This window comes from Peribacillus sp. FSL H8-0477 (genome assembly GCF_038002765.1).
Lineage (GTDB): Bacteria > Bacillota > Bacilli > Bacillales > DSM-1321 > Peribacillus.
Window position 1 is genome coordinate 479,037 of record NZ_JBBODE010000002.1, and the last position, 25,462, is coordinate 504,498.

Annotated in this window: 23 protein-coding genes, 1 pseudogene and 1 riboswitch; of the genes and pseudogenes, 15 read left to right on the forward strand and 9 right to left on the reverse strand. The window is 39.0% G+C overall.

Annotated features, from left to right (window positions below; genetic code table 11):
* Positions 1–71 precede the first annotated feature (71 nt).
* From MHI18_RS14060 to megL, 3 genes are all read left to right on the forward strand, one after another.
* Positions 72–1,349 (forward strand): ATP-binding protein, encoded by a 1,278-nt coding sequence (locus MHI18_RS14060; protein WP_340848222.1) that lies wholly within the window; start codon positions 72–74, stop codon positions 1,347–1,349.
* A gap of 50 nt (positions 1,350–1,399) precedes the next feature.
* Complete coding sequence (locus MHI18_RS14065; protein WP_340848223.1) at positions 1,400–2,536, forward strand: DEAD/DEAH box helicase; 1,137 nt, start codon at positions 1,400–1,402, stop codon at positions 2,534–2,536.
* Between the two features lie 218 nt (positions 2,537–2,754).
* Complete coding sequence (megL, locus tag MHI18_RS14070; RefSeq protein WP_340848224.1) at positions 2,755–3,948, forward strand: methionine gamma-lyase; 1,194 nt, start codon at positions 2,755–2,757, stop codon at positions 3,946–3,948.
* A gap of 35 nt (positions 3,949–3,983) precedes the next feature.
* On the opposite strand, the gene MHI18_RS14075 is transcribed toward megL, so the two are convergent.
* Positions 3,984–4,700, reverse strand: a complete 717-nt coding sequence (locus MHI18_RS14075) for a tryptophan-rich sensory protein (RefSeq protein WP_340848226.1) — start codon at positions 4,698–4,700, stop codon at positions 3,984–3,986.
* A gap of 157 nt (positions 4,701–4,857) precedes the next feature.
* Positions 4,858–5,877: an NADP-dependent oxidoreductase gene (locus MHI18_RS14080; protein ID WP_340848227.1), complete on the reverse strand. Its 1,020-nt coding sequence runs from the start codon at positions 5,875–5,877 to the stop codon at positions 4,858–4,860.
* Positions 5,878–6,025: 148 nt separating this feature from the next.
* Positions 6,026–6,155: riboswitch (FMN riboswitch) on the forward strand.
* 144 nt (positions 6,156–6,299) lie between these two features.
* Between MHI18_RS14080 and ribD the strand changes: the two are divergent.
* From ribD to MHI18_RS14115, 7 genes and pseudogenes are all read left to right on the forward strand, one after another.
* Positions 6,300–7,408, forward strand: a pseudogene (ribD, locus tag MHI18_RS14085) (bifunctional diaminohydroxyphosphoribosylaminopyrimidine deaminase/5-amino-6-(5-phosphoribosylamino)uracil reductase RibD); the annotation flags it as partial.
* Positions 7,393–8,031: a riboflavin synthase gene (gene ribE, locus MHI18_RS14090; protein WP_340848230.1), complete on the forward strand. Its 639-nt coding sequence runs from the start codon at positions 7,393–7,395 to the stop codon at positions 8,029–8,031. The pseudogene ribD and the gene ribE, both read left to right, overlap by 16 nt.
* A gap of 18 nt (positions 8,032–8,049) precedes the next feature.
* On the forward strand, positions 8,050–9,240 hold the full coding sequence (locus MHI18_RS14095; protein WP_340848233.1) for a bifunctional 3,4-dihydroxy-2-butanone-4-phosphate synthase/GTP cyclohydrolase II: 1,191 nt from the start codon (positions 8,050–8,052) through the stop codon (positions 9,238–9,240).
* Between the two features lie 13 nt (positions 9,241–9,253).
* Positions 9,254–9,727 carry a 6,7-dimethyl-8-ribityllumazine synthase gene (ribH, locus tag MHI18_RS14100; RefSeq protein ID WP_340848235.1) on the forward strand — a complete coding sequence of 158 codons (474 nt, stop codon included), beginning with the start codon at positions 9,254–9,256 and terminating at the stop codon, positions 9,725–9,727.
* Between the two features lie 73 nt (positions 9,728–9,800).
* Positions 9,801–9,935: an RAxF-45 family protein gene (locus MHI18_RS14105; RefSeq protein WP_340848237.1), complete on the forward strand. Its 135-nt coding sequence runs from the start codon at positions 9,801–9,803 to the stop codon at positions 9,933–9,935.
* Between the two features lie 174 nt (positions 9,936–10,109).
* Positions 10,110–11,984 carry a ribosomal protection-like ABC-F family protein gene (gene abc-f, locus MHI18_RS14110; protein WP_340848239.1) on the forward strand — a complete coding sequence of 625 codons (1,875 nt, stop codon included), beginning with the start codon at positions 10,110–10,112 and terminating at the stop codon, positions 11,982–11,984.
* A 161-nt stretch (positions 11,985–12,145) separates the two neighbouring features.
* The gene (locus MHI18_RS14115; protein WP_340848241.1) at positions 12,146–13,330 is read left to right on the forward strand and encodes a DHH family phosphoesterase; all 1,185 of its coding nucleotides are present in this window, start codon (positions 12,146–12,148) and stop codon (positions 13,328–13,330) included.
* A gap of 51 nt (positions 13,331–13,381) precedes the next feature.
* Here MHI18_RS14115 and MHI18_RS14120 read toward each other — a convergent pair whose 3' ends face one another.
* The 7 genes from MHI18_RS14120 to mreBH form a co-directional block, all read right to left on the reverse strand.
* Positions 13,382–14,269, reverse strand: a complete 888-nt coding sequence (locus MHI18_RS14120) for a YihY/virulence factor BrkB family protein (RefSeq protein WP_340848243.1) — start codon at positions 14,267–14,269, stop codon at positions 13,382–13,384.
* A gap of 119 nt (positions 14,270–14,388) precedes the next feature.
* On the reverse strand, positions 14,389–15,615 hold the full coding sequence (locus tag MHI18_RS14125) for a cation:proton antiporter (RefSeq protein WP_340848245.1): 1,227 nt from the start codon (positions 15,613–15,615) through the stop codon (positions 14,389–14,391).
* 3 nt (positions 15,616–15,618) lie between these two features.
* On the reverse strand, positions 15,619–16,116 hold the full coding sequence (locus MHI18_RS14130) for a cation:proton antiporter regulatory subunit (protein WP_340848246.1): 498 nt from the start codon (positions 16,114–16,116) through the stop codon (positions 15,619–15,621).
* Between the two features lie 59 nt (positions 16,117–16,175).
* On the reverse strand, positions 16,176–16,739 hold the full coding sequence (locus tag MHI18_RS14135; RefSeq protein ID WP_340848248.1) for a tyrosine-type recombinase/integrase: 564 nt from the start codon (positions 16,737–16,739) through the stop codon (positions 16,176–16,178).
* A gap of 156 nt (positions 16,740–16,895) precedes the next feature.
* On the reverse strand, positions 16,896–17,168 hold the full coding sequence (locus MHI18_RS14140; RefSeq protein WP_340848250.1) for an acylphosphatase: 273 nt from the start codon (positions 17,166–17,168) through the stop codon (positions 16,896–16,898).
* Positions 17,165–17,728, reverse strand: coding sequence for a thioredoxin family protein (locus tag MHI18_RS14145; protein WP_340848252.1), 564 nt, complete (start codon positions 17,726–17,728; stop codon positions 17,165–17,167). The genes MHI18_RS14140 and MHI18_RS14145 overlap by 4 nt, the downstream gene beginning before the upstream one ends.
* 173 nt (positions 17,729–17,901) lie before the next feature.
* Positions 17,902–18,909 carry a rod-share determining protein MreBH gene (gene mreBH, locus MHI18_RS14150; RefSeq protein ID WP_340848254.1) on the reverse strand — a complete coding sequence of 336 codons (1,008 nt, stop codon included), beginning with the start codon at positions 18,907–18,909 and terminating at the stop codon, positions 17,902–17,904.
* A 536-nt stretch (positions 18,910–19,445) separates the two neighbouring features.
* On the opposite strand from mreBH, the gene MHI18_RS14155 reads away from it, so the two are divergent.
* The 5 genes from MHI18_RS14155 to MHI18_RS14175 all read left to right on the forward strand — a co-directional run bounded on the left by MHI18_RS14155 (position 19,446) and on the right by MHI18_RS14175 (position 25,424).
* Positions 19,446–19,757 carry a hypothetical protein gene (locus MHI18_RS14155; RefSeq protein WP_340848255.1) on the forward strand — a complete coding sequence of 104 codons (312 nt, stop codon included), beginning with the start codon at positions 19,446–19,448 and terminating at the stop codon, positions 19,755–19,757.
* Between the two features lie 193 nt (positions 19,758–19,950).
* Positions 19,951–21,279, forward strand: coding sequence for a glycoside hydrolase family 125 protein (locus MHI18_RS14160; protein WP_340848256.1), 1,329 nt, complete (start codon positions 19,951–19,953; stop codon positions 21,277–21,279).
* Positions 21,280–21,302: 23 nt separating this feature from the next.
* The gene (locus MHI18_RS14165) at positions 21,303–21,917 is read left to right on the forward strand and encodes a YesL family protein (RefSeq protein WP_340848257.1); all 615 of its coding nucleotides are present in this window, start codon (positions 21,303–21,305) and stop codon (positions 21,915–21,917) included.
* A gap of 39 nt (positions 21,918–21,956) precedes the next feature.
* Complete coding sequence (locus MHI18_RS14170) at positions 21,957–23,837, forward strand: beta-N-acetylhexosaminidase (RefSeq protein ID WP_340848258.1); 1,881 nt, start codon at positions 21,957–21,959, stop codon at positions 23,835–23,837.
* 705 nt (positions 23,838–24,542) lie between these two features.
* A complete protein-coding gene (locus tag MHI18_RS14175) occupies positions 24,543–25,424 on the forward strand; it encodes an ABC transporter permease (protein ID WP_445670035.1) in 882 nt (293 codons plus the stop codon).
* The last annotated feature ends 38 nt before the right edge of the window (positions 25,425–25,462 follow it).

Consider the following 25,462-nt stretch of genomic DNA (forward strand, 5'->3'; position numbering starts at 1 on the left):
TGCATGAGGGTTTTTATTTTGGAGAATTTATAGGTAGGAAATAATAATTGCAAGTTGTGAAGGGGTTAAGGATGAATCAGGCTCGTAAAATTGCTGCAAAGGTTACTGTTTTCTATTTAGTCATAGGTGGGTTTTGGATTTTTTTTACTGATTACTTTTCTATGCTTCTGTCAAAATCCAATCTTCAATTATATGCAATATTTCAACAATATAAAGGCTGGCTGTATATTTTTATTACAGGAGTCATTTTGTATACAGTTATTTTTTCATTAACATCTAGGCTTTTAAGTTCTCGTAATGAATTTAAGGTGAAGGACGAGCAATATCGCTCACTGTTTAATCATAATCCTGATGCGGTTGCAGAACTCGATTTGAAAGGAAATCTCGTGGCGCTTAATCCAATAGGTGTGAGTATACTGGGCGTCGAACCGTCTGATATTTATGGAAAGCCTGCCTTATTTATGCTGCAGGATGAAAAAGAAAATGCCAAAAAAAGTTTTTACCGTACTCTATCAGGCGAGTCTTCCATGGTTGAAACGACAATTATTAATCACAAAGCCGAGAATCGACTTTTGCGTTGTAAGCTATTGCCGAGTGTTATTAATGGAGAAACAAAAGGTGTCTATGTAATTGCCAGGGATATTACCGAGTTGCGTCGAGATGAAGAATTAATGATTATGTCTGAAAAACTATCAGTCATTGGTCACCTTGCAGCCGCAGTTGCTCATGAAATCAGGAATCCGCTGACTTCCTTAAAAGGATTTATTCAGCTGTTGATAGTTAGTCGAGAAATCAATGACGTTCATCTTGATATCATGCTTAAAGAGATTGAACGGATCAATATTATCTCTAGTGAGATGCTGGCGTTAGGAACAAAACAGGCAGTTAATTTTAGCAATCAGGACATTAGGGCATCAATCATTGATGTATTAACCTTAATGAAGGCTCAGGCTAACTTTAACGAAATTAAGTTGGATTACAGGGAAAACGTAACAGACGAAGTGCCAGTCCTGATCGATAATATTCAAATGAAGCAAGTCTTAATTAATTTAATAAAAAACAGCTTAGAAGCCATTAATGAATCTGGCACGATTATTATAGACTTAAATAAGTCTGAAAGAGATGCCATTATAATCGTAAGCGATGACGGGACTGGGATGGAGCCGGAGCGTTTAGAGCGAATCGGCGAACCTTTTTATTCAACGAAAGAAAAAGGAACCGGAATTGGTCTTGCTGTTTGTCAAAAAATTATCCATCGCCATCACGGGCAAATTAGCTTTCAAAGTAAAAAAAATGAAGGTACAACTGTAACCATTAGGATTCCGTTAGCTGATAGCAGCGAACAATGATACTATTATAGAAGCTGTAACAGGAAGTTTACCAAAAGGAGAACAACAATATGACAGAGACTACACCATTTATTTCAACATTAAAACCATTTATACAAAATGCTTGGGAAAAAGCCGGGTTTGCTAAGCCAACTCCGATTCAGAGCAACGCCATTCCTTTGATTGTGAATGGGAAAGACGTTCTGGCTGAATCACCAACAGGAACAGGGAAAACACTGGCCTACTTGTTGCCGGTTCTTGAAAAAATTGACGCTGAAAATTCATCGCCGCAGGCCGTTATCCTCGCTTCTTCACGCGAATTGGTTATGCAAATTGCAGAGGAAGTACGGATTTGGACTGAGGGAAGCGGCATCAGTGGTGCAGCTTTCATTGGTGGTGCGAATGCGAAGAGACAGCTTGATCGATTGAAAAAACGTCCGCAGGTAATTGTAGGAACGCCGGGCCGAGTATACGAACTAATCGCACAAAAGAAACTTAAGATGCATGATGTAAAAACGATTGTCCTTGATGAAGGGGACCAGCTGATTGTTGCTGAACATATGGGAACCATTCGTAACATTATTAAGACGACATTGAAAGACCGCCAAATGTTGATGTTCTCAGCAACAATAACGCCTCAGACTGAAGAACTTGCGCGTGAGCTTGCAAATGAACCAGAGATTGTCCGAATTGATAAAAGTGAAAAGATGGATTCTAACGTCGATCATTTATACGTCGTGGCCGAGCGACGTGACAAGTTTAAAATTCTTGAAAAAATTGCGAGACTTGAAGACATTAAAGCTCTTGCCTTTATAAATGATATCGCCGAGCTTAAGGTCATCTATGAAAAGCTTAACTTTAAAGGACTTGAAATTGGCGCTCTTCACGGTGAATCGAACAAAGTTGATCGTGAAAAAGCACTCCGTAAGCTGCGTTCAGGAAAGTTCCCGTTATTGCTGGCAACAGATGTAGCAGCTCGGGGGCTTGATATAAAAGGCTTGACTACAGTTGTACATGTGGATATTCCGCTTTCTTTGGAACAATATACACATCGTTCCGGCAGAACCGGCCGTGCAGGAGCGGATGGAACGGTCATCTCAATCGTAACTGAACGAGAAGAACGTGAACTGAAGAAGCTTGCAAAAGGACTAGGCGTTCCTCTTGCAAAAAAAGTCTTCTACGGCGGCAAACTCGTTGATGAAGCGTAATTTACAAGCTCCCATACTTTGATGTATGGGGCTTTTTTTTGGATGGTCACACATTTTGCCTGCTACGGGAAAATGACATGTAAGACGGAATTAGTTCATGATCTCCCCTTTGCTCAGTTTGAAATTTTATAGTAAGTTAACGCGTTAATGAGAACGCTTTCATTTTATGGTAAGTTAGCCTATTATAGGTAATAGAACACATCTTTAGGAGGGAAAGTATGGGGGAGAACTACAAGCATATTGAAACAGCTGTTATTCATGAAGGCTATGATTCTAAACAGCATCTAGGGAGTTTGGCAGCACCGATTTTTCAAACGTCAACATTTGTTTTTGATACGGCAGAGCAGGGGGAACGTCGATTTGCCGGTGAGGAGGAAGGCTATATTTATTCACGGCTGGGAAACCCTACCGTTAAAGCTCTTGAGGATAGAATAGCTGTGTTAGAAGGAGCAGAAGCAGGCCTTGCATTTGCCTCGGGAATGGCTGCTGTTTCCGCTGTACTACTCGCATTGACCAAAGCGAATGATCATATTATTTGTTCCCAAGGCTTGTATGGCTGTACGTTTGGTTTATTAAAATTAATGAAGGAAAAATATAATATTGAACATGATTTTTGCGAAATGAAAACGGCAGACGAACTGGAAGCAATCATTAGACCGGAAACGACCTGTATATATATTGAAACACCGATTAATCCTACAATGAAAATGATAGATCTTGAGCTGGTGGCTGCTGTAGCCCATAAGCACGGGATACCGGTAGTTGTTGATAACACCTTTTCTACCCCCTATCTGCAAAGGCCTCTTGAACATGGGTGCGATATCGTGCTTCATAGTGCCACAAAGTATATTTGCGGCCATGGGGATGTGATTGCGGGATTGGCGGCTGGGAAGCAGGACTTAATCAGTCAGGTGGCAAAGTCGACACTTAAAGATATAGGCGGTATCTTATCTCCATTTGATGCATGGCTTTTACTAAGAGGGTTAAAGACACTGCCAGTAAGGATGGATCGACATTCAGAAAATGCGGAGAAAATTTTTCAGATGCTAAAAAAAGAGCCCATGATTGAACGGGTCTACTACCCTGGTGATACGGAGCATCCTGATTATTTAATTAAGGAAAAACAAATGAAGCAAGGCGGTGGACTGATTTCATTTGAAGTCAAGGGAACAAAAGCCGACGCACAAAGACTCCTTAATGAATTAAAATTAATTAAAATTGCTGTAAGTCTGGGTGATGCCGAAACCTTGATTCAGCATCCGGCAACCATGACACATGCAGTTGTTCCCGAGCAATCACGGCTTGAGATGGGGATTACCGACCAGTTAGTCCGTCTTTCTGTCGGGCTGGAGAACTGGGAAGATCTTTGGGCCGATTTAAAGAGGGCGTTGACAGCTGTTGAAATGAATTGAAATAAGCTTGGCTCACATTGGTGAGCCAAGCTTATTTACCTTTTCCAAGGATATATGCTAACGATAAAAATCAATGCTGCTAGTGAGTAGGCAAAGATAGGGATCCCATTACCTAAGTCACTGTTTTTACTAGCAATACCGATAAAGGACCAAACAAAGACGAGAGGATATAGCCAATCATGGTTCTTGATTCTAAAGGTAATCGCAAGGATTGCAGCTACAAACATCATAATAATAGTCCAGACTGGATCAGATAAGCCAAAGCCATTCCAGCCAATATTAGTTAATACAAAGGCAATATTCGTGATGGTAGCGACACTAATCCAACCAAGATAGATAGAGAACGGTGCAATATCCATCCATGTATGTTCAACGGATTTGATTTTTGTGTAAAGAATAATCAGCGAGAGTAATAGAGCAATCATGACAATTACGGAAAGAGTAAAAAGTTCATAATGCCATACAAGAATCCAGGAACCGTTAAACAAACAGGTTAATAAAAACCAAGGGAATGAGACTTTGTATACTGGTTCATTTCGGCGGCTTTTAGGAATTTGCCGCAGCACCCAAATACCAAGTAATACATAAATTAATAGCCAAATCGAAAAGACGTATCCAGCCGGTGTAAATAAGACGGGTAAACTATCTGATATTTCACCAGTTCTCTTCCCGTTAATCGGTAGGTAGTTGGCAAGGAAATTAATAAGGACAACAAAAATATAACCAATGATATTAAAAGCTAATAATCTCACAGGGGTTCCTCCTTTACCTGATTAGTCTAGAAAAAAGGTTTGTCTTATATGTACCTATTCCTCTTTTTAAATTTTAATAACCATTTTCAGCACATCCAAAAATTTTCAAGGACAAAAAAAGACTGTCGAGATCTCTCGACAGTCTGGTTAAACATGCTTAATTTTCTTGATCTGCAACTTTAACGAGCTGCTTACCAAGGTTGTTGCCTTTGAATAAACCGAGGAAGGCTTCTGGTGTTTTTTCGAATCCTTCTACGATGGTTTCTTCATATTTTAGCTTACCTTCTTGGAACCACTGAATAAGCTGGGTACTGCCTTCTTTAAATTGGGAAGAGTAGTCTCCAAGTGTAAAGCCCTTCATTAGAGAGCTAGTTTTGATCATAGCTGATTGCAAACGCGGGCCTAAATCTTTTCCTTCGGCATTATATGAAGAGATGGCTCCGCATAAGGGAATACGAGCGTTCCTATTTAAAAGAGTGAAAACAGCATCAGTCACTTCTCCGCCGACATTGTCGAAATAAACATCGACACCATTTGGACAAGCTTTAGCGAGTTCCTCTTGTAGGTGAGCGGATTTATAATTTACTGCTTCATCAAAACCAAGTTCCTCTTTTAAATAACGTATTTTCTCATCACTTCCGGCAATTCCAACAACATGAGCCCCTTTAATTTTCGCAATCTGTCCCACTGCTGAACCGACTGCACCAGCAGCTCCAGAAACGACCACGACTTCACCTTTTTGCGGTTTCCCAATGTCTAACAAACCAAAATAAGCCGTTAGACCAGTTAATCCAAGAATCCCTAAATGTGTTGTAATGGGTGCGGCTGATGGGTCGATTACCCGTATTTCCTTTTCACTGGCAACTGAGTATTCTGCCCATTTGAGATTTCCAATTACGATATCGCCCTTTTTAAATTGGGATGAATTCGATTGAACGACCTGGGCAATTGTACCTCCGACGATTGCTTCGTGAAGCTTGAAGGGTGCAATGTAGGATTTTGCATCTTGCATTCTCCCACGCATATAGGGATCAACGGATAAGTAGAGCGTCCGAACTAATACTTCCTTATCATTTGGTGTTGGAATCGCTCGTGTAACAAAATCAAAATCTTTATCAGAAGGCATACCGCTTGGACGATTAGCTAAGTGTATCTCGGTTTGGGTAGATGTATTCATAAAAAAACTCCTCCTCATTCATATTCTTATGGTCAGCCTACCATTATTGGAGAAATGTAGTCAAAGTATCTGATTGAATAGGAATTTCGTACAATATACAGACTATTTGAACAATGCTATACTTGCAGAAATATTTATATTAAAATAGTTTGTTCTTCGGGGTAGGGTGAAATTCCCGACCGGCGGTGTTGAAGTAATTCTAAGCCCGCGAGCCTTAATCGGCAGGATTTGGTGAGATTCCAAAGCCGACAGTACAGTCTGGATGGGAGAAGAACATATGGAATTAGAAAGTTAATAGCAGAGGCTTATTATTTTAAAAATTTAAGATAATAGGTTTATTTGGTTATATCCTTTCGCCGTATACTCCCGTAATCCCCTTTTATTTAAAGGGGATTTTTATTTTTTTTAGGGGGCTGAGACGTATGAATGATGAGTTTTATATGAATTATGCGCTGCAGCTTGCAGCGGGTGCAGTTGGACAAACCTCACCTAACCCAGCAGTTGGTGCAGTAATCGTTCGTAATGGTGAAATTGTGGGAATGGGGGTTCATTTAAAGGCAGGCGAACCTCACGCTGAGATTCATGCGCTGAACATGGCAGGAAGGAAGGCTGAAAAGGGGACTCTTTATGTAACTCTTGAACCGTGTAGTCATTTTGGACAAACCCCTCCCTGTACGAAGGCCGTTATTGAGTCGGGTCTGGAAAAAGTAATCATTGCGTCAACTGACCAGAACTCATTAGTGGCTGGACAAGGAATAGAGAAATTAAAACAAGCAGGGATTGAGGTTGTTACAGGGTTGCTTCAAGAGAAAGCGGATCAGTTAAATGGCCCTTTTTTTCACTTTATTAAGCAGAGGAAACCTTATGTTACCGTTAAGCAGGCTATAACATTGGATGGAAAAACAGCAGCAAAAACAGGTGACAGTAAGTGGATCAGCGGCGAGGAATCAAGAAGAGATGTTCACCATGACCGCAGCCTGCATGATGCCATTTTAGTAGGGATTAATACCGTTCTAAGTGATGATCCGAGACTAACAAATCGGAATGAAGAAAACACTAGACAGCCGATTCGTCTTATACTTGATACCTTTTTAAAAGTACCGTACACAGCTAACGTCATTACCGATGGTGCAGCGCCTACTTGGATTATTACTGGGGCAGATGCTGATTCACAAAAAGCAGACAAACTGAAGAAAAAGGGTGTGTTCGTCTATAAGATGTCGACACCTGAAATTACAATCGAAGAGGTGCTTGTATTCCTAGGGAAAAAAGGAGTGATGTCGTTGTACGTAGAAGGAGGTCAAACTGTCCATACCAGCTTCTTAAAATCCGGACAAATTAATCGCTTAATTACGTACCTCTCTCCTAAGCTGATTGGCGGGGAGGCTGCATTCGGAATGTTTAATGATATGGAGATAAAGACGATGAAAGAGGCCAAACACATTCGCTTTCAATCTATAGAGCAGATGGGTGAGGATATTAAAATCATCTCGACTTTGGAAATAGGGTGAAAACGTGTTTACAGGAATTATTGAAGACATTGGGATTGTTCAATCAGTTAATACAGGAAGAAATAGTATGTCCATCTGTATGTCCTCCGACTTAATTACGGAAGACATTCATTTAGGTGATAGTATTTCCGTAAACGGAGTATGCCTGACTGTGACATCATTTACACTGAATTTGTTTACTGTTGATGTCATGCCGGAAACGTTCAACGCTACGAATATTGCTGAGCTCCGGCCTGGTGTCCAAGTGAATCTAGAACGGGCCATGAGTCCATCAGGAAGATTCGGAGGTCATTTTGTTTCAGGTCATATTGATGGAACAGGTTTGATTATGGAAAAAAAACGTCAGGCCAACGCAGTCTATTACAAGATTAAAGCTGAAACTGGAATAAGTGACTATTGCATCACTAAGGGGTCAATTGCCATTGATGGCACTAGTCTAACCATATTCGATGTGACACAGGATGTACTAACCATTTCTCTCATTCCCCATACACTTGAACAATCAGTAATCGGTTCTAAAAAAGAGGGTGAAAAAGTCAATATCGAAGTGGATATGCTTGGGAAATATGTGATTAACAAATTAGAAAAAACAAAACAAACTTCAACGATTACGCATGATTTTTTGATAAAGAATGGTTTTTAAAGAAAGGATGCTGACTTAATGTTTAATGAAATTGAAGAAGCATTGGCTGATTTACAGGCCGGGAAGGTCATCATTCTGGTAGATGATGAAGACCGAGAAAATGAAGGAGACTTTGTTGTTCTGGCTGAGAAAGCTACGCCAGAGGTGATTAATTTTATGGCCACTCATGGACGAGGATTAATTTGTACAACGATCACTGAAGAACGGGCCTTGCGCTTAAACCTCCATCCTATGGTCCATGAAAATACCGATCATCATGGGACGGCATTTACGGTGAGTATTGACCATAAACAGGCGAGTACAGGAATAAGCGCCTTTGAACGTGCGGGAACGATAAGGGAATTATTTAATGATCATTCTGTTGCAGCTGATTTTAAACGACCAGGTCATGTTTTTCCTCTAATTGCTAAACCAGGAGGGGTATTCAATCGACCAGGTCATACTGAGGCGTCTGTTGATCTTGCCGAGCAATGTGGAGCGATACCTGGAGGCGTGATTTGTGAAATTATGAATGAGGATGGGACGATGGCCCGAGTACCGGAATTACAAGTGCTTGCAAAAAAACATGAATTAAAGCTTATTACCATTGCTGACCTGATTCGCTATCGGAAGGAGAGAGAAATGAGTGTTATCAGAGAAGCAGAAGTAAAAATGCCGACTACATATGGTGATTATACGTTAATTGGTTATTCAAATTCCTTTGACCAATTGGAGCACCTAGCACTCGTTAAAGGAGAGTGGAATGAGAATGATGCTGTTCTAGTAAGGATACACTCCGAATGCATGACGGGAGATGTATTTGGTTCTAAGCGGTGTGATTGTGGAGAGCAGCTGCATGCAGCACTTAGCCAGATTGAAGAAGAAGGTGCAGGGGTTCTACTCTATATGCGTCAGGAAGGAAGAGGAATTGGTTTATTCAATAAATTGCGAGCCTATAAGCTTCAAGAAGAGGGATACGATACGGTAGAAGCAAATATTGAACTTGGGTTTCCGGCGGAAATGAGGGAGTATGGGGTAAGCGTTGAGATTTTGCGCGACCTTGGTATAAAACGTTTACGTCTCTTAACGAACAATCCCGACAAAATAACCGGGTTGGCCGGCTGCGATTTAGATATTGTTGAAAGAATGCCCATTCAAATGCCGGCTGTAAAGGAAAATGAAGAGTATTTGGAAACAAAAAAAATAAAAATGGGGCATTTATTTGTCTAAGGGGGAAATGGGTGTGGGAAAAGTATATGAAGCGCAATTAATAGGTACAGGATTAAAGGTTGGTATAGTTGTAGGAAGATTTAATGAACTGATTACGAGTAAACTGCTTGGAGGTGCAATGGATGGCCTGAAGCGACACGGTGTGGAAGAAGAGGATATTGATATTGCCTGGGTACCAGGAGCGTTTGAGATTCCATTCATTTCAAAAAAATTAGCTGAATCAAAAAAGTATGATGCGATTATTGGTTTAGGGACGGTTATTCGGGGATCGACCTCTCATTATGACTATGTTTGTAATGAAGCGGCAAAAGGCATTGCATCGGTTTCTTTAGAAACGGGGATTCCAGTGATTTTTGGTGTGGTGACAACGGAAAATATTGAACAAGCAATTGAACGAGCTGGAACGAAGTCAGGAAATAAAGGGTATGATGCAGCTGTCTCAGCCATCGAAATGGCCAATTTAAGCAGCTTAATAAGTTTTGAATAACCCATATTGCTGTAAAAAGTATATTATGGTATAATATTCCTGTAATTAATGTAATGAAAAGGTGGTGAAAGAGATGAATTGTTCTATTATTTTGCGCGAGCAATGGCTTGATTATATGTATGTTTGCCGTGCAATTTTTCATGATGCAATTGTTCAAGGGGGGAGTCTGTCCTTTTCAAACAACTGCATAATGAGAATAGAACGATAAGATGTCTCTTCACCTGCTTACTATAGAATGAGCAAAGGGGCCTTATTAAAGGTCCTTTTTTGTTCGTTTTACCCTACTAGGAACCTATGATGCCTAGTAATAAAAAGATCGCAGAGAAGCATGGACTTCTTCTTGCGGTCTTTTTTTGTACCTAAAATTAGAGGAGTGAAATAGATGATTATATGCGGATTACAACATATTAGTAAAATGTTTGGCGGGGACCCTTTATTTGAGAACCTTTCGTTGGAAGTGCAAGAAGGCAGCCGAATAGGTCTTGTCGGAAGTAATGGCAGTGGAAAGAGTACAATCTTGAAAATAATAGCTAGAGAAGAAACAGTTGACAGTGGGAATGTTATCCTGAAAAAGGACTGTAAGGTAGGTTACCTAGCACAAATCCCTCTTCAGAATCAGCAGCTAGTAAGTGAAGTATTACTGTCCGCATTTGAAAGTACTTTAGATTTAGCAAAAAAAATCAGCAGAATGGAATATAGGATGAAATTGGAGAAGAATGAAGAGGCCTTACTGGTTTTACTACAAGAGTATGGGGCACTGCAAGATCAGTTTGATTTGCTTGACGGATACGGGGTGGAAGCGAGTGTTGCCAAGGTAGCAGAAGGTCTTGGAATTACTGGGCTGCTAGATTCACCATATGAGGCGTTAAGCGGAGGCGAAAAAACAAAAGTGGCATTAGGCAAGGTACTATTATTGGATCCGAACCTGCTGCTATTAGATGAGCCGACCAACCATTTAGATATAGCTGCTGTAGAATGGTTGGAGCAATATCTAAAGGATTACAGGGGTACAGTCGTGATAGTCTCACATGACCGCTTTTTCCTAGACCAAGTTGTGACGACTATTATTGATGTTGAGGACGGGGAGGCAATTTTATACCATCATAATTATTCAGGGTTTGTAAAAGAAAAAGAAAAGCGGCTTCTTGATGAATTTCAGTCTTTTCAGGAGCAGCAAAAAAAGATAAAGAAAATGAAGGAAGCAATTAAACGATTACGAGAATGGGCTAATCAGGCTAGTCCGCCCAGTGAAGCTTTGCATAAACGTGCAACCAATATGGAAAGAGCACTGGAACGAATGGAAAAGCTGAAGCGTCCCATCCTAGAACGAAAGAAAATTGCGCTTCAGTTGGAATCTGGAGATAGGAGTGGAAAGGATGTTATCACGTTAAAGGGCGCAGAAAAAAGCTATCATGGACGATCATTATTTTCTAACGTCTCGTTAACGATTCAGTATAAAAATCGTACGGCTATCGTCGGCAATAATGGTACTGGTAAGTCGACGTTATTAAAAGTAATCATAGGGGAAGAAAGTGTGGATAGTGGAAGTGTACACCTAGGTGCGAATGTGAAGATCGGGTATTTATCTCAAGCCTTGACCGTGACGTCTGATAAAACGGTATTAGAAGCCTTTCGTGAAGAAGTGTTGGTAAGTGAAAATGAAGCGCGGCACATCCTAGCTAAATTTCTATTTTATGGGCCCGCAGTATTTCGGAAGACAAGGCAGTTGAGCGGCGGGGAAAGAATGCGGCTCCGGCTGGCTCAGCTTATGCACCAAGAGATTAATCTTCTCATTCTTGATGAACCTACTAACCATCTTGACATTGATTCACGGGAGGTCCTGGAAGAAGCCTTGGAACATTTTCAAGGGACGATTATTGCCGTTTCACATGATCGTTATTTGCTAAATAAACTTTTCGATAAAACGTATTGGCTGCATGATGGACAGCTCCATATCTTTGAAGGGAACTACTCATGGGCAAGGGAAAAGCTGCAAGTAACAGTAAGAAGTCAAACGGAGCGTAAAGACCCAATCAAACTAAAACACAGTGACTCTAAATCTCAAATGGTGAAACAAGTAACTTCAGATGAGATTGAAAAGCAGGTAGAGGAAGTAGAGAGACAACTTACTGAATTGGAGAAGAATATGGATGACACTGTAGAATTGAAAGATCTGCAGCTGCTTTACGAACAGCAAATCAGACTGAAGGTGCAACGGGATACCCTCTATAAACAACTAGAGACCTGTATGGAGTAATAAATAAAAAAACGTTATAATAGAAGTTGCAGCCGTTTCAGGGAATGGTCAATCTAACTGAAATGGCTTTTTTTATTTCATTGTAATTCAGCATCCATATTGAAATGAAAAGCTTATGATTAGGGTATAGTACTAAAGAATTGATTGCTAGGGGGATTTTAATGTACCAGCTTTTATCACATAATGATTTAGATGGAGTAGGGTGTGGAATTGTAGCCAAGCTAGCTTTTGGTGACAAGGTTAATGCCGTATATAATTCAATTGCAGGACTGAATTATCAGGTTGAGTCGTTTATTGAAGCAGGAAATATGGAAGAAAAATTAATCATTACCGATTTATCAGTAAATCAAGATAATGAAAAGCGCATTACTGATTTTGTTGCAGCTGGGGGCCAGGCTGTTTTAATTGATCATCACAAGTCTGCTGTACACTTAAATGAACATAACTGGGCAGAGGTTACGGTTGTTCAGGAAGACGGTAAGCAAACCTCAGCCACTTCTTTATTATATAAATATCTGATTGATAAAGAGCTGCTGCAGCCTTCACCAATAGTAGACGAGTTTGTTGAACTGGTTCGTCAATATGACACATGGGAATGGGATATTAATAAGAATTTCACTGCTAAGCGGTTAAATGATTTATTTTTTATGTTCCCGCAGCTAGATTTTGAAGAAAAAATGTTGAAAAAGCTTACTGGCAATCAAACTGAGTTTTATTTTGATGACATTGAAATAAAACTTTTAGAGGTAGAAGAAAGCCGGGTAGAGCGTTATATCAAACGGAAAAAAAGAGAAGTGTATCAAGCGAAAATAGGCGAGCATATCGCCGGAATTGTGCATGCTGAATCTTATCATTCAGAATTAGGCAACGAGCTGTCTAAGGAATTTCCACATCTTGATTACATAGCGATTATGATGGTGGGGGGAAAACGCATCAGTCTACGCACAATGCATGATTCAGTAGATGTTTCAGCGATTGCGGCAAAATATGATGGCGGCGGACATCAAAAGGCGTCAGGATGCAATATGACAGATAAAGCATTTAAGTTATTTGTGGAAGCGACGTTTTATGCAGAGCCGCTTCGAAGAGATGCGTTCAAAAATCGTTATAATCTTAAAGAAACCAAACAAGGTGTTCTGTATAAAGCAGGAAATGACTATGTCTTTATCTATTATAAAGAGGGGACAGGTTGGATTACAGAAATCAATCAAAAGATTCACTCCCAACCCTATGCCGATTTTTATGAAGCAGAGCGTACAATCAAGCGAAAGCTTCAAGCTGCCCTGACTCGTGATGATGATTACATCAGCTACTTGACCAAACATTATTCGGTAAAAGGGCAATAAGAAAGACTGACTCGGAAAATCTTTGCGATTCTGAGTCAGTCTATTTTTTGTTTACGTATGAAGTCTGCGGTCCTTTGAGTTTACAGGCTTTTGATGCGTTCGGTCTTTAGGCTGTGTTGCAGCAAGATACCTTTTATGGAGTAAGGCATTAATCTCCCCGCCAATAACGAGGGTAAGTCCGGTAAGGTACAGCCAAAGCATTAAGATGATGACTCCCCCAAGACTTCCATAGGTGGCAGAGTAGTTGCCAAAATTGCTGACATAAAATGAGAACCCTAAAGAAATTGCGAGCCAGATTATAGTTGCAGAAACGGCACCTGGTATTACTTGCTTAAATGGATATTGCTTATTCGGAGCAAATCGATATAGAGTAGTTAACACAATAACGAGAACAGCTAAAGCGACTACCCAGCGTAATAGATTAATAAGGCTTTCGAAGCTTTCTGAAAGTGGGACAACGTATTCAATCATATTAATGATGGTGCTGCCGAATACAGGCAGAACAAGTACGACGATAAAAGCAAAAATTAGTACGAGTGTTAAGACGATTGAAATCAGGCGCGCTTTAATGAAGTTTCGTGTTTCTTCAACATCAAAAGCAATATTCATTGCATGGATGAAGGCATTCATCCCGTTGGAGGCAGACCAAATTGTACCCAGTATACCTATAGTTAACAGGCCGCCATTACGCTCACTAACTATCGTAACGATATTTTCCTCTAATACTTCTGTACTTTCAGAAGGAAGGAAATTATTGATGAATTCGATGGCTTTTTGAGGTTCTATTTGTAGATAGGGGAGAATGGAAAGTAAAAGGATTAATAATGGAAACAGTGACAGCATATAGTAGTAGGCTTGTTCAGCCGCTAATCCGGTTGCTCGATCTTCTTTTATTTCTTGATTAAGTTCTTTTCCAAAAGCGAATAAACTCTTTAACATATCGTGTCACTCCCGCCGTATTCTTATTACCTTTCTTTTCCCTAGCTTTTGTAAGTTTAACCCTTAATATAAATAAAAAAAGAAAGTCTAGGAAATCGACTTTCTTCTTTATGATGAAATTATGACAATCCTTTTTCAGATTGTTTTTTAATTTTTGGGGTATTCCATTTAAATATCTTATTTAGAAATGTGTAAATGTGTTTAGATTCTTTGGTCATTATTGGACCAAGAATGGCTAAAATTAGGACATACAAAGCAGAGAAAGGAGTCAAAATAGGTGCTAAACCGCCTGCAATACCTATGTTAGCTACAATGATAGAAAATTCTCCACGAGAAACAATGGTTAAGCCAATATTGACTGATGCCTTATGAGATAAATTCGCTTGACGTCCAGCAATCATCCCGGCAACGAAGTTTCCGATTATGGTTAGTGCCACAGCTCCAAGCGTTAGCCATAATGCGCCGCCCAGCTCAAATGGATCAATACTTAGACCAAAGCTGAAAAAGAAAATCGCTCCAAAGAAATCACGGAAGGGAACAACCATTTTTTCAATTCGGTCACTATGCTCAGTCTCAGAAAAAACGAGACCTAGTAGTAATGCACCGATTGCTTCGGCAACGTGAATGGTTTCTGAAAAACCAGCTATAAAGAATAGCGATGCAAAAATCACGATAATGAAGATTTCATCGGAGGATATATTTAATAATTTATTTAATAATGGGGCAGCTTTTCGTGCGATAACGAAAAATAATAGCATATACCCGAGGGCTATAAGGATTGAAGTTAGTGAACCGAGTAAGGTAGCATTATCTCCCAGTACTAAACCAGATACGATGGAGAGGTACACGGCTAAGAAGATATCTTCGAACATAATAATGCCGAGAATTAATTCGGTTTCATTGTTACCGGTCCTTTTAAGGTCTACAAGCACTTTGGCAACAATTGCACTTGAGGAAATGGAGATAATTCCGGCGATGATAAGGATTTCCTTAAGGTCAAAACCAGCAACCCATCCATATAAAACACCAATCGTAAAGTTGATGGCTATATAAATCGTTCCGCCAGTAACAATGGATTTCCCAGATTTAATAAGTTTTTTCATCGAAAATTCAAGGCCTAGATAAAACAAGAGAAATAGAACACCAATTCTCCCAAGGAAGGAAATGATTTCTTCGCTGTGGATAAAGCGTAAATCAATAACGCCAATTGTCGGAGCATGGGGACCGACGAGCATTCCAATGACAATGAGAAATGGGATAATCGAGAATTTTAATTTACCTGAAATAATTGCAGCAAGTGCTACAAGTAAAAGGGCCGTACCAACTTCGAAAACTAAATGGTCCAAAATTTACTCACCCCCTTCATTTGATAGCAATTCTTTGATTAAGTTCTTAATGTCAGTCCTTCCTCCAGAAATAACAAGTGTATCTCCTGCCTCAATAATGGTATCAGGGCCTGGATTAACGAGATTTTTGGTATCTTTCTTCGTATGAGCGATAACAGTTACGTTATAATTGCTGCGTATATCGATATCTCCAATTGTTTGATTAATCGCTTTTGCACCTGGCTCCACTTTATACCATTCGATAACTAAGTTCCCAAGGGCCATTTCAATTGTTTCAAGGGCTTGAGGCTTATAAACCATTCCACCAAGAATGCTGGCGATTTGACGAGATTCTTGATCATTAAACGTAACACTTGAGACAATTTCATCATGGTCACTGTCAAAATGATAAAGTTCTCTGCGACCATCGTCATGGATGACAATGACCATTTTTTCATCGTTTCTAGTAATAACTTCGAATTTCTGACCTATTCCTGGAAGTTCACTTTCTCTTATTCTCATTGAAATTCCTCCTTGTTTTTCGGATACAGATAATGGGTTCGTCAGGGTAACTTTTGACCTTACAAATTCACATCGATGATCGTTTTAATTTTCTCTTCTTCTGATATGCCTAGATACTTCATTGTTTCAGCCAAACTCCCATGATGAAAGTGTTTCTGAATCAATGAAACGGAAACACCCTGCTTGTAAGCATGATAGCCAAATGTTTTTCGCATTGAGCTAGCTCCGTATTTTCCTTCTATACCAGCCGCTTCCACAGCTTGATGGATAATTCGGTGAGCTTGTTGTCGTGTGATGGGTTTATTAGTCTTTGGCGACATAAACAAATAAGAGTCATCTTCAGTAGGAACTTTTTCAAGGTAATCTTGTAAAGCAATCCTTACTTTTGCGTTTACATAAACAGAAGTTTCCTTCTCATCATCAAGTTTTAGCTTTACATGCTCTTTAATGGTGTTTTCAGAAGTCAGTACATCTGAGCATTTTAATTCAAGAATTTCATTAATCTTTAAGCCGGTGTTAATCCCAATGACAAACAATGTATAATCCCGTTCAGAATGCTTCTTTAAATACCTTTTTATGGAATTTATATCTTCCACACGCCTAAAGGCTTCTACATATTCCATTTTCGCTGCTCCTTGTATGTTACTTAATTATATTATATCACTAATTATGTAACTATACGACTCTTATGCTTACTATTACACTATCTTCTTAATTTTATCCGGAAGAGAAATAAAAAAACTCCCTAAAACCAGTTCACTGGCGGGAGGGAGTGCGAGTCAGTATATAGTGAAATTAGTGAATTCTCCTGAGGCTTCCTCGACGCTGCATTCCAGCTTATTAACTTTTGAAAACCGTGGACCATTCCTCAGCTTTGTTAAAAGGGATTGACATGCCGTTTCTTCTGTCTCAATGATTACTTGTACAGTTCCGTCGATATTATTACGAACATTTCCTCTTATTCCTAATTCGATCGCTTGGACAGCAGTAAACGTTCGATAACCTACACCTTGTACAGAACCGGTAATCGTTATGATATACCTTTTTATCATAAAGTTTGTTGAAGTGTCTGAATTAAATCGGTTTTAATATGCTGCCAAAGATCTTTATCCGAAGTAAAGCGGGATTTCATCGATTGTATAAATGCATTCATAGCTGCTTCATAACCAGGGTCATCTTTTGCAGGCAATGAACTTCGAAGTTCATCAGCAAATCCTTGAACTTCTGGTGCACGCGGGCCCCATTTTGTCACTTCTTCACCAGCATCATTAATAAAGATAATAATTGGTATGGACCGAGCTGTCCCATTCGTTAAATATTGATCCATAAGTTCTAAATTTTCATCGCGTATTAAATATCGTGTTTCAATGTCAGCTTCTTCAGCAAGTTTCATGAAGATTGGCAAGTTTACCATGGCATCATTACACCAATCAGCAGTCAGAATAATAGCTCGAAGCTGTTTGGGTTTAATTGTTGCCAGCCACTCCTTGTCTTTACTCGTAAGGTTAAACTGATTATAAACGGCTAGCAATGACTCTTTATTGGTAGTCATATCCTCAATATAAGTTTCCCTTGTTAACCCTTTGTCAAACCAATCATTTAATGTAGTCATCAACGTTACCTCCTAATTTCTTATTTTTATCATACCTTATTTTAAAGTTGAACTAAAAGCTCTATTGTGGAAAGTAGAGTAAATAGTGAATTTTAATATGTACGTAAACATTAAAATCTATTAATAGAAGAAGGGACTAATCCATACGGATTAGTCCTTTTCTGAAAATCTGATTATCTTGTAGCTTTTTGTAATTTCTGTATAACTTGAAGAGACATACCTGTTCCAATAGCCACAGATTCTAATGGATGCGGAGCAACATGGACAGGGACAACAATCTCTTGACTAAGCCAGTCCTGCATCCCATTCAGCAATGCGCCTCCACCGGATAGCACAACCCCCTGATCGACAATATCGCCGCTTAACTCTGGAGGACAATCCTCTAATGTGGCCCGGATTGCTTCTAGGATGTGAAACAATGATTCGCGGAGTGCTTCTTGTATTTCTACCGAAGTAATCGAAATGTTTTTTGGTAATCCTGTTACTAAATCCCGTCCACGAATATCCATCGTCATGGTAGGGTGATCAATCATTGCGTAGCCAATCTCTATCTTAATTTGTTCGGCAGTCCGTTCGCCGATTAATAGATTGTATTTTTTTCTTACATATTGAACTATATCCTCATCCAGCTGATCGCCGCCAATTCGGATCGAATGGCACGAAACAACTCCACCATAGGAGATGATGGCCACTTCAGTGGTACCACCGCCAATATCAATAATTACATTAGCTACTGGTTCTTCTACGGGTAAATCAGCACCGATTGCTGCAGCTACGGGTTCTTCAATTAAATGGACATGCTTAGCTCCGCAGCTTTTAACAGCATCCTCAATCGCTCTTCTTTCAACCGAAGTTGATCCTGAAGGTGTACAAACCACTACTGTAGGTTTTCTGATGGCAAAACCAAGCTGTTTACTCGCTTTTTTCATGATTTGCTTTAGCATCTGTGCCGTTACATCATAATCCGCGATAACACCATCTTTTAATGGGCGAATCGCGACAATATTTCCCGGTGTTTTACCGATCATTTCTTTAGCATCTGTTCCTACTGCCATTACTTGCTTTGTATTCAAGTCTATAGCTACAACTGAAGGTTCATTAAATACAATTCCTTTATTCTTGCTGTACACTAATGTATTAGCTGTACCCAAATCAATGCCTATTTCTGTAGTCGAAAACATTTTAGTCGCCCCTTTATAAAAAGTTTGACCCCCTATTAGCATTCTACCTAATAGTTCAGGTTTATGGGGGTATCTTTGAATGGTAATTGTTTCATGTGGAACCAAATACTTATTATTAAACGATTCAAATGGACTAAGAACAATTCTAGGGACTGCTAGTAACCGTCGACAAGGATTCGTGGCCATCAGACTATGGGGTGGTTTTCATTAAACTAGTGAATTGAAAGAATTAGTTAACTGTGCAGCGGAGAGCTGACTAAATAATTTCTCTTTAATTTTCACAGTAAATCTATTAAACGTTCACTATTAATAGTGGGAATAGGAATTTTATAATTGGTGTAAGGGCTTTCAATTGTGAAAGTCAAATTCTTCGTCAGATACAACCCCTATTTCAATGGACTAATCTAATATCAACTGTAATAACTTTATGACATACCGGGATTCTATTGCTAGATTAGCCAAGTTTTCTTATTGTGGGTAGTGTAGAAAGTAATTTATAAAATGACAGCGTTTTCTTTATAAAATGTACATTACCAATGGAAGAAGATTGCCCACGTAATCTCATTCTCACTGGGATAGAGAATGGTATTTACCTTTTGAAAAACATCGCTATTATCAAAATCATGAATACGATAATTAAACAATTCAAGAAGGAAGGCAAGCAATTCAAATCAGTTCATCTGGATAGCCAAACCTTGTTTTTAGAGGACTATCTCACAGTACATCCTGAAAATCGAGAAATCGTAAAACGATTGATTGTAGAGAAGAAACTTAATATTGATTATTGGTACGTTTTGAAGGATGCATTTTTAACCAGCTCTGAAGCTAATATCAGGATGTGGTGTTAAACCTATAGGCTTTAATAACATGGTTTCGGACGCATCAAACTTTGAATCCCAATACTCCGAGATTGTTTGGAAATCAATCATACAAAATTAACATAATGGAAGATGCTACAAATTTGACGGAAGTTCAATATGACGCAGGCAATGCCAAAATTATTACACTTGGTTTTTATAAAAAAAGATAGGGGGGGAATTGATGGTAACTATTCCCGAATCAATGCAGAAGCTCATCAGTCATGTAAAGGATTTCTTTCCAGAAGACGCAAAATTGCAGCGGATGTTTGAGCAATGTTTTGTAAATACGTATACAACAACATTGAAAAAACAGGAAGATGGTAAAACATTTGTAGTTACAGGTGATATTCCTGCCATGTGGCTCCGAGACTCAGCTGCGCAGGTAAGACCTTATTTAATGGCGGCAGAAGAAGATAAAGAATTAGCAGAGATACTCGAAGGAGTGATTCGTCAACAGTTCGAATTTATACTTCACGATCCGTATGCAAATGCTTTTAATGAAAGTGCTAATGGGAAAGGTCATCAAACTGACTTAACAGAGATGACCCCTCATATTTGGGAACGGAAATATGAAATTGATTCATTGTGTTATCCAATCCAACTTGCCTACCTATTTTGGAAGTCTACAGGACGCACTGCATTCTTAGAAGAATCCTTCCATGAAGTCATGGAAACGATTCTTCGAGTATGGAAAACGGAACAGGATCATGAAAAACATTCGTCATACCGATTTAACCGTGCAGATGTTCGCCAGTCTGACACATTAATCCGTAATGGGAGAGGCGGACATGTTAAACCGAATGGGATGACATGGAGTGCCTTTCGTCCTAGTGATGATGCCTGCACCTATGGCTATCTAGTACCATCGAATATGTTTGCTGTTACAGTACTAGAATATGCAGGTGAAATCAGTAATCAAGTGCTAAACCAGCCAACATTAAGAGAAGAATGCTTGAAGCTTCAAAGAGAAATAAAAGAAGGAATTGAAGCAAATGCCAAGTTCACTCACCCAATTTACGGTGAAATGTACGTATATGAAACGGACGGAGAGGGCAGCGTCAATTTAATGGATGATGCTAATGTTCCCAGCCTGTTGGCTGCTCCTTATTTAGGATACTTGTCATATGATGATCAAGTATATGCCAATACTCGTCAATTTCTGTTAAGCAGGGATAACCCTTATTACTATGAAGGTAAAGCTGCAAATGGAATTGGAAGTCCGCACACTCCTGACCATTATATTTGGCATATTGCGCTTGCAATGCAAGGAATGACAACAACAGATGAAGAAGAAAAGCAAAAGGTTTTATCTTATTTTAAAAACACTGATGGTGGAACTGAATATATGCATGAGGGCTTTAACGCTGATTGTCCTGAAGAATTTACACGAGATTGGTTTGCGTGGGCAAATACGATATTTAGTGAATTTGTATTAAGTTTAACTGGGAAGGCGGTTAAAGGGAGCCCACTCTATCACCAGTTAATGGAGATTAATAAGAGTGAAGGATAAGAATGTATTGAGGGGATGAAGTAATGAAAAAAGCACCATGGATTATTGGTTCTTGCGAATGGATTTGGAGAGTGATTTTAGTTAATTGGTGCTGGTTTGTTTTTACAATCCTGGGATTGGGGATTTTAGGTTTTTTTCCGGCATCTGTTGCCTTGTTTGCAATCATAAGAAAGTGGATAAGAAAGGAGACAGATTTCCCCGTCCTGAAGACGTTTAAGCAGGTTTATTTTCAAGAATGGAAGAGAAGTAATGTTATTGGATTCGTTTTCTATGGCATCGGTCTTTTTCTGTTTATTGATATCAGGATAGTCCACCAAATGATGACTGGCTTTATGGCTGTTTTTCTTTCTATCTTCTTATACATTATCGTATGCGTGCTATTATTGACGGTTGGTTACTTTTTTGCAATTTATGCCCATTATGAACTGCCAAATAAGGGATACATTAAACAGGCATTTCTATTTGCGCTGACGAGTTTTCCATCCACTATTCTGATTGTAATCGGCTTTATACTGATTGGCTATATGATTAATGAATATCCAGGTCTTATTCTCTTTGTGTTTGCGGTTGCCCCTGCCTTCTGGATGATGAGGGTTTGTCTTAGCCGTTTTACTGCTCTAGATAGCGAAGTAAGCTGAATTATGGTTGTTGAAAAGGAGAAAAGAGGAGGCATTTTTATGAAATTGTATATAAATGGAGATCTATCTTCGGTAGAAAGCGGGATAAATACTTTAACTAAGCATTTAAATATTGAACTTTCCACAGACGGTCATCCTATTCAAGTGAAAAATGAAAAAGGGGCATTAAGGGCTGCAAATCAAAATGGTATTGGGGAGATTACCTTTGATCAACCTGTACATTTTTTTCGTGCTTTAGGGTTGTGGTTGGAGAATTATCATAAAAACTCTGAATTTGAAGTATCGGAAAATCCGAACTTTGAAATGAGTGGTGTAATGCTTGATGCGTCAAGAAATGCGGTCCCAACCGTTGCTGATTTGGAAAAACTGCTGCTAAAAATGGCAGTCATGGGACTTAACACATTAATGCTTTACACAGAAGATACCTATGAAGTTAAAGAACATCCATATTTTGGATATATGCGAGGGCGGTATACAACTGAAGAGTTAAGGTTATGTGACGATTATGCTAATAAACTGGGAATTGAAATGATTCCATGCATTCAAACGTTAGGTCATCTGCGTGAAGCACTTAAGTGGAATTACGCATCAGATTTTAAGGATACCGATGATATTCTTTTGGTGGATGAGCCTAGGACTTATGAATTCTTAGAGAACTGTATCCGTTCCGTTTCTGAAGCGTTCACTACGAAACGGATTCATATAGGAATGGATGAAACATTCCAGTTAGGACTTGGAAAATATTTAGAAAACCATGGGTATGTTAATCATATCGAAATTATGAACCGACACATACAAAAGGTTGTAGCAATTACAGAAAAGTATGGCTATAAACCAATGATATGGAGTGATATGTATTTCCCTTTATTCTCAAAAGATAGTAAATACCGTGATGAAAAAGGGGAAATACATGACGATATTCTTGCTGGAATTCCAGATGTAGATCTTGTGTATTGGAATTACTATCATAAAGAGCAGAAAGTCTATGAAGATACTATCCAACACCATAAAAATCTTGGGAGCATGCCAATATTCGCTGGCGGGGCTTGGACATGGAATGGAATCGTTCCGAATTATGGCAAAGCTATTGCAACTACTGAAGCAGCTATGGCTGCATGTAAAAAGGAAGGAGTCAAGGAAGTCTTTGTAACACTCTGGGGTGATAATGGAGCGGAGACCCCTTTCTCAACAGCTTATCCGATCCTTCAATTATTTGCTGAACATGCCTATCATCAGCAAGTAACGAAGGAACAAATTGTCGAGCGATTTGAATTTTGCTGTAAAGGAAACTTTGAAGATTTTATGATTTTGAAGTACTTGGATGAAACGCCGGGTGTTATGAAAGATAATATGAATACGTCGATGACTTCAAAAGTAACATTATATCAAGATGTTTTAATTGGTTTATATGATGAGAATATCCGAGGTTTGGGACTTAGCGAACATTATAGTAAGCTAGTATTTGAAATTAAACAGGCAAAACTTCGTAATCCTAGCTGGGCACCTTTATTTGATTTTTATGAGCAACTGGCTAGAGTATTAAGCGTAAAGGCGGAAATCGGTCTTAAGCTAAAGGAGTCCTATGACAAAAAGGAAGTTGAGGTAATACGTTCATTCCTAACTAAGCTTGACTGGATTCAAACCAATGTTGACGAGCTACGTCAAAAGCACCGGTCCATTTGGTTTACAGACTATAAACCATTTGGCTGGGAAGTGATTGATATTCGTTATGGCGGTGTCATTACCAGAATTGATTCTGTAAAATACCGTCTTAATGAGTGGTTGGATGGAAAAATTGATCGAATTGAAGAGTTAGAAGAAAAACGTCTCCTTCATGATGGACCATGGGAGATTATTGACGGGTTAGTCGGTGGGAATATATATCATCGAATTGTTACTGCTGGTAATTTCTCATTATAAGGATAGGCGTGAATAACCGAAAGAAGGTTTGAAGCACGTAAATGATCTAGGGGAGTATCGGTACCGCGATTACTTTGATATTCCCCATTTTTATATCTATAAAGATTATGGTGAGATTGGTTAATATGATGTACATCAACAAATGAAGGTAGGAGACTATTGAAAGGTCGCTACCAGTATATGATGCATGCCAATGTCGATAGACACCTTGCAAAATAACTATAAGCTTTGTCGGAATATATTCATTTGGAGAAACTAGCAGAGTTAATAACTGGGATTCGAACCTTTATTTTTGGTATTCCCCTAAAAAACAAGGAGTCGATTCAAATCACAAGGAAGTTCTCTTTGATGTAGAAAAGGGTTAAAGGAGCGATTTGACGGTTAGCTTCTAATGGAATATTAAAAGAAAGTACATAGACGAATTCTCATTATTCATTTTTTGAAGAAGATCATTCAAGGAGAGGTGTTGCAAATCAATTGGACTGAACCAGGAAGATAAGAATTTTACGAATCTTGTTGTGTAGCGAATACGAGGGAGAAAGTCCTATTTCAAAGAATATTTCAGTTAATCATAAATTAGTCAACTATTAATTATGCTTCCAACGTTATAAAATATAGTTATGAAAGCGATTACATAGATTGGAGGAGGAAACATACTTGAAAAGAATTGCACGTGACCTATATAAAAATCGAGTCTGGCTTCTTATGGTACTTCCAGGCACTATTTGGTTATTAGTATTCTCCTATTTACCAATGTTTGGACAAGTACTAGCTTTTAAGAAATTCCGAATCAATCCGGATGGTTTTTTTGCAAGTGTGATAAGTAGTGAATGGGTAGGTTGGGATAATTTTAAGTATTTATTTAGCACGAATGATGCATGGATTATAACTAGGAATACCCTCGTATATAATATTATCTTTATAGTCGTTGGGCTCATAGCAGCTGTAGCAACAGCCATCCTCCTTAATGAGCTGGTGAATAAAAAATTATCCAAGGTTTATCAGACTTCTATACTTTTCCCACACTTTATTTCTTGGGTTATTGGTAGCTATTTTGTTTTTACTTTCTTAAGTACAGATCATGGTCTAATGAACCATGTACTCAGTTGGTTTCATATAGATCCAATATCATGGTATAACGAATCAAAATATTGGCCGTTTATTTTGGTATTTATGAGCTTATGGAAAGGTGTAGGGTACGGGAGTATTGTTTATTTAGCTTCCATAGTAGGAATTGACCGAACTTATTACGAGGCAGCTATGATTGATGGTGCTTCAAAATGGAAGCAGATTAAACATATCACCTTGCCGATGCTTAAGCCATTAATGGTCATCTTAACTATTATGAATATTGGAAGAATTTTCAATTCGGACTTTGGGTTGTTTTATCAAGTTCCAAGAGATTCTGGAGCATTGTATTCGGCTACAAACGTTATTGATACCTTTGTATATCGAGGTCTTATGAATCTTGGAGACATTGGTATGAGTACGGCAGCGGGTCTTTATCAGTCTGTTGTAGGATTTGCTCTTGTCATGATTACGAATTTCATAGTCAGGAAAATTGATGAGGAAAGTGCATTGTTTTAAATTTTTTTCGTCGGGAAGGAGGGAACGTCGCTTAGCGG

Coding starts and splice junctions, on each gene's coding strand:
- MHI18_RS14060 (WP_340848222.1), top strand. CDS start 72: ATGAATCAGGCTCGTAAAATTGCTGCAAAGGTTACTGTTTTCTATTTA.
- MHI18_RS14065 (WP_340848223.1), top strand. CDS start 1,400: ATGACAGAGACTACACCATTTATTTCAACATTAAAACCATTTATACAA.
- megL (WP_340848224.1), top strand. CDS start 2,755: ATGGGGGAGAACTACAAGCATATTGAAACAGCTGTTATTCATGAAGGC.
- MHI18_RS14080 (WP_340848227.1), bottom strand. CDS start 5,877: ATGAATACATCTACCCAAACCGAGATACACTTAGCTAATCGTCCAAGC.
- MHI18_RS14095 (WP_340848233.1), top strand. CDS start 8,050: ATGTTTAATGAAATTGAAGAAGCATTGGCTGATTTACAGGCCGGGAAG.
- MHI18_RS14105 (WP_340848237.1), top strand. CDS start 9,801: ATGAATTGTTCTATTATTTTGCGCGAGCAATGGCTTGATTATATGTAT.
- abc-f (WP_340848239.1), top strand. CDS start 10,110: ATGATTATATGCGGATTACAACATATTAGTAAAATGTTTGGCGGGGAC.
- MHI18_RS14115 (WP_340848241.1), top strand. CDS start 12,146: ATGTACCAGCTTTTATCACATAATGATTTAGATGGAGTAGGGTGTGGA.
- MHI18_RS14120 (WP_340848243.1), bottom strand. CDS start 14,269: ATGTTAAAGAGTTTATTCGCTTTTGGAAAAGAACTTAATCAAGAAATA.
- MHI18_RS14130 (WP_340848246.1), bottom strand. CDS start 16,116: ATGAGAATAAGAGAAAGTGAACTTCCAGGAATAGGTCAGAAATTCGAA.
- MHI18_RS14135 (WP_340848248.1), bottom strand. CDS start 16,739: ATGGAATATGTAGAAGCCTTTAGGCGTGTGGAAGATATAAATTCCATA.
- MHI18_RS14140 (WP_340848250.1), bottom strand. CDS start 17,168: ATGATAAAAAGGTATATCATAACGATTACCGGTTCTGTACAAGGTGTA.
- MHI18_RS14145 (WP_340848252.1), bottom strand. CDS start 17,728: ATGACTACATTAAATGATTGGTTTGACAAAGGGTTAACAAGGGAAACT.
- mreBH (WP_340848254.1), bottom strand. CDS start 18,909: ATGTTTTCGACTACAGAAATAGGCATTGATTTGGGTACAGCTAATACA.
- MHI18_RS14155 (WP_340848255.1), top strand. CDS start 19,446: ATGGAAGAAGATTGCCCACGTAATCTCATTCTCACTGGGATAGAGAAT.
- MHI18_RS14160 (WP_340848256.1), top strand. CDS start 19,951: ATGGTAACTATTCCCGAATCAATGCAGAAGCTCATCAGTCATGTAAAG.
- MHI18_RS14165 (WP_340848257.1), top strand. CDS start 21,303: ATGAAAAAAGCACCATGGATTATTGGTTCTTGCGAATGGATTTGGAGA.
- MHI18_RS14170 (WP_340848258.1), top strand. CDS start 21,957: ATGAAATTGTATATAAATGGAGATCTATCTTCGGTAGAAAGCGGGATA.
- MHI18_RS14175 (WP_445670035.1), top strand. CDS start 24,543: ATGGTACTTCCAGGCACTATTTGGTTATTAGTATTCTCCTATTTACCA.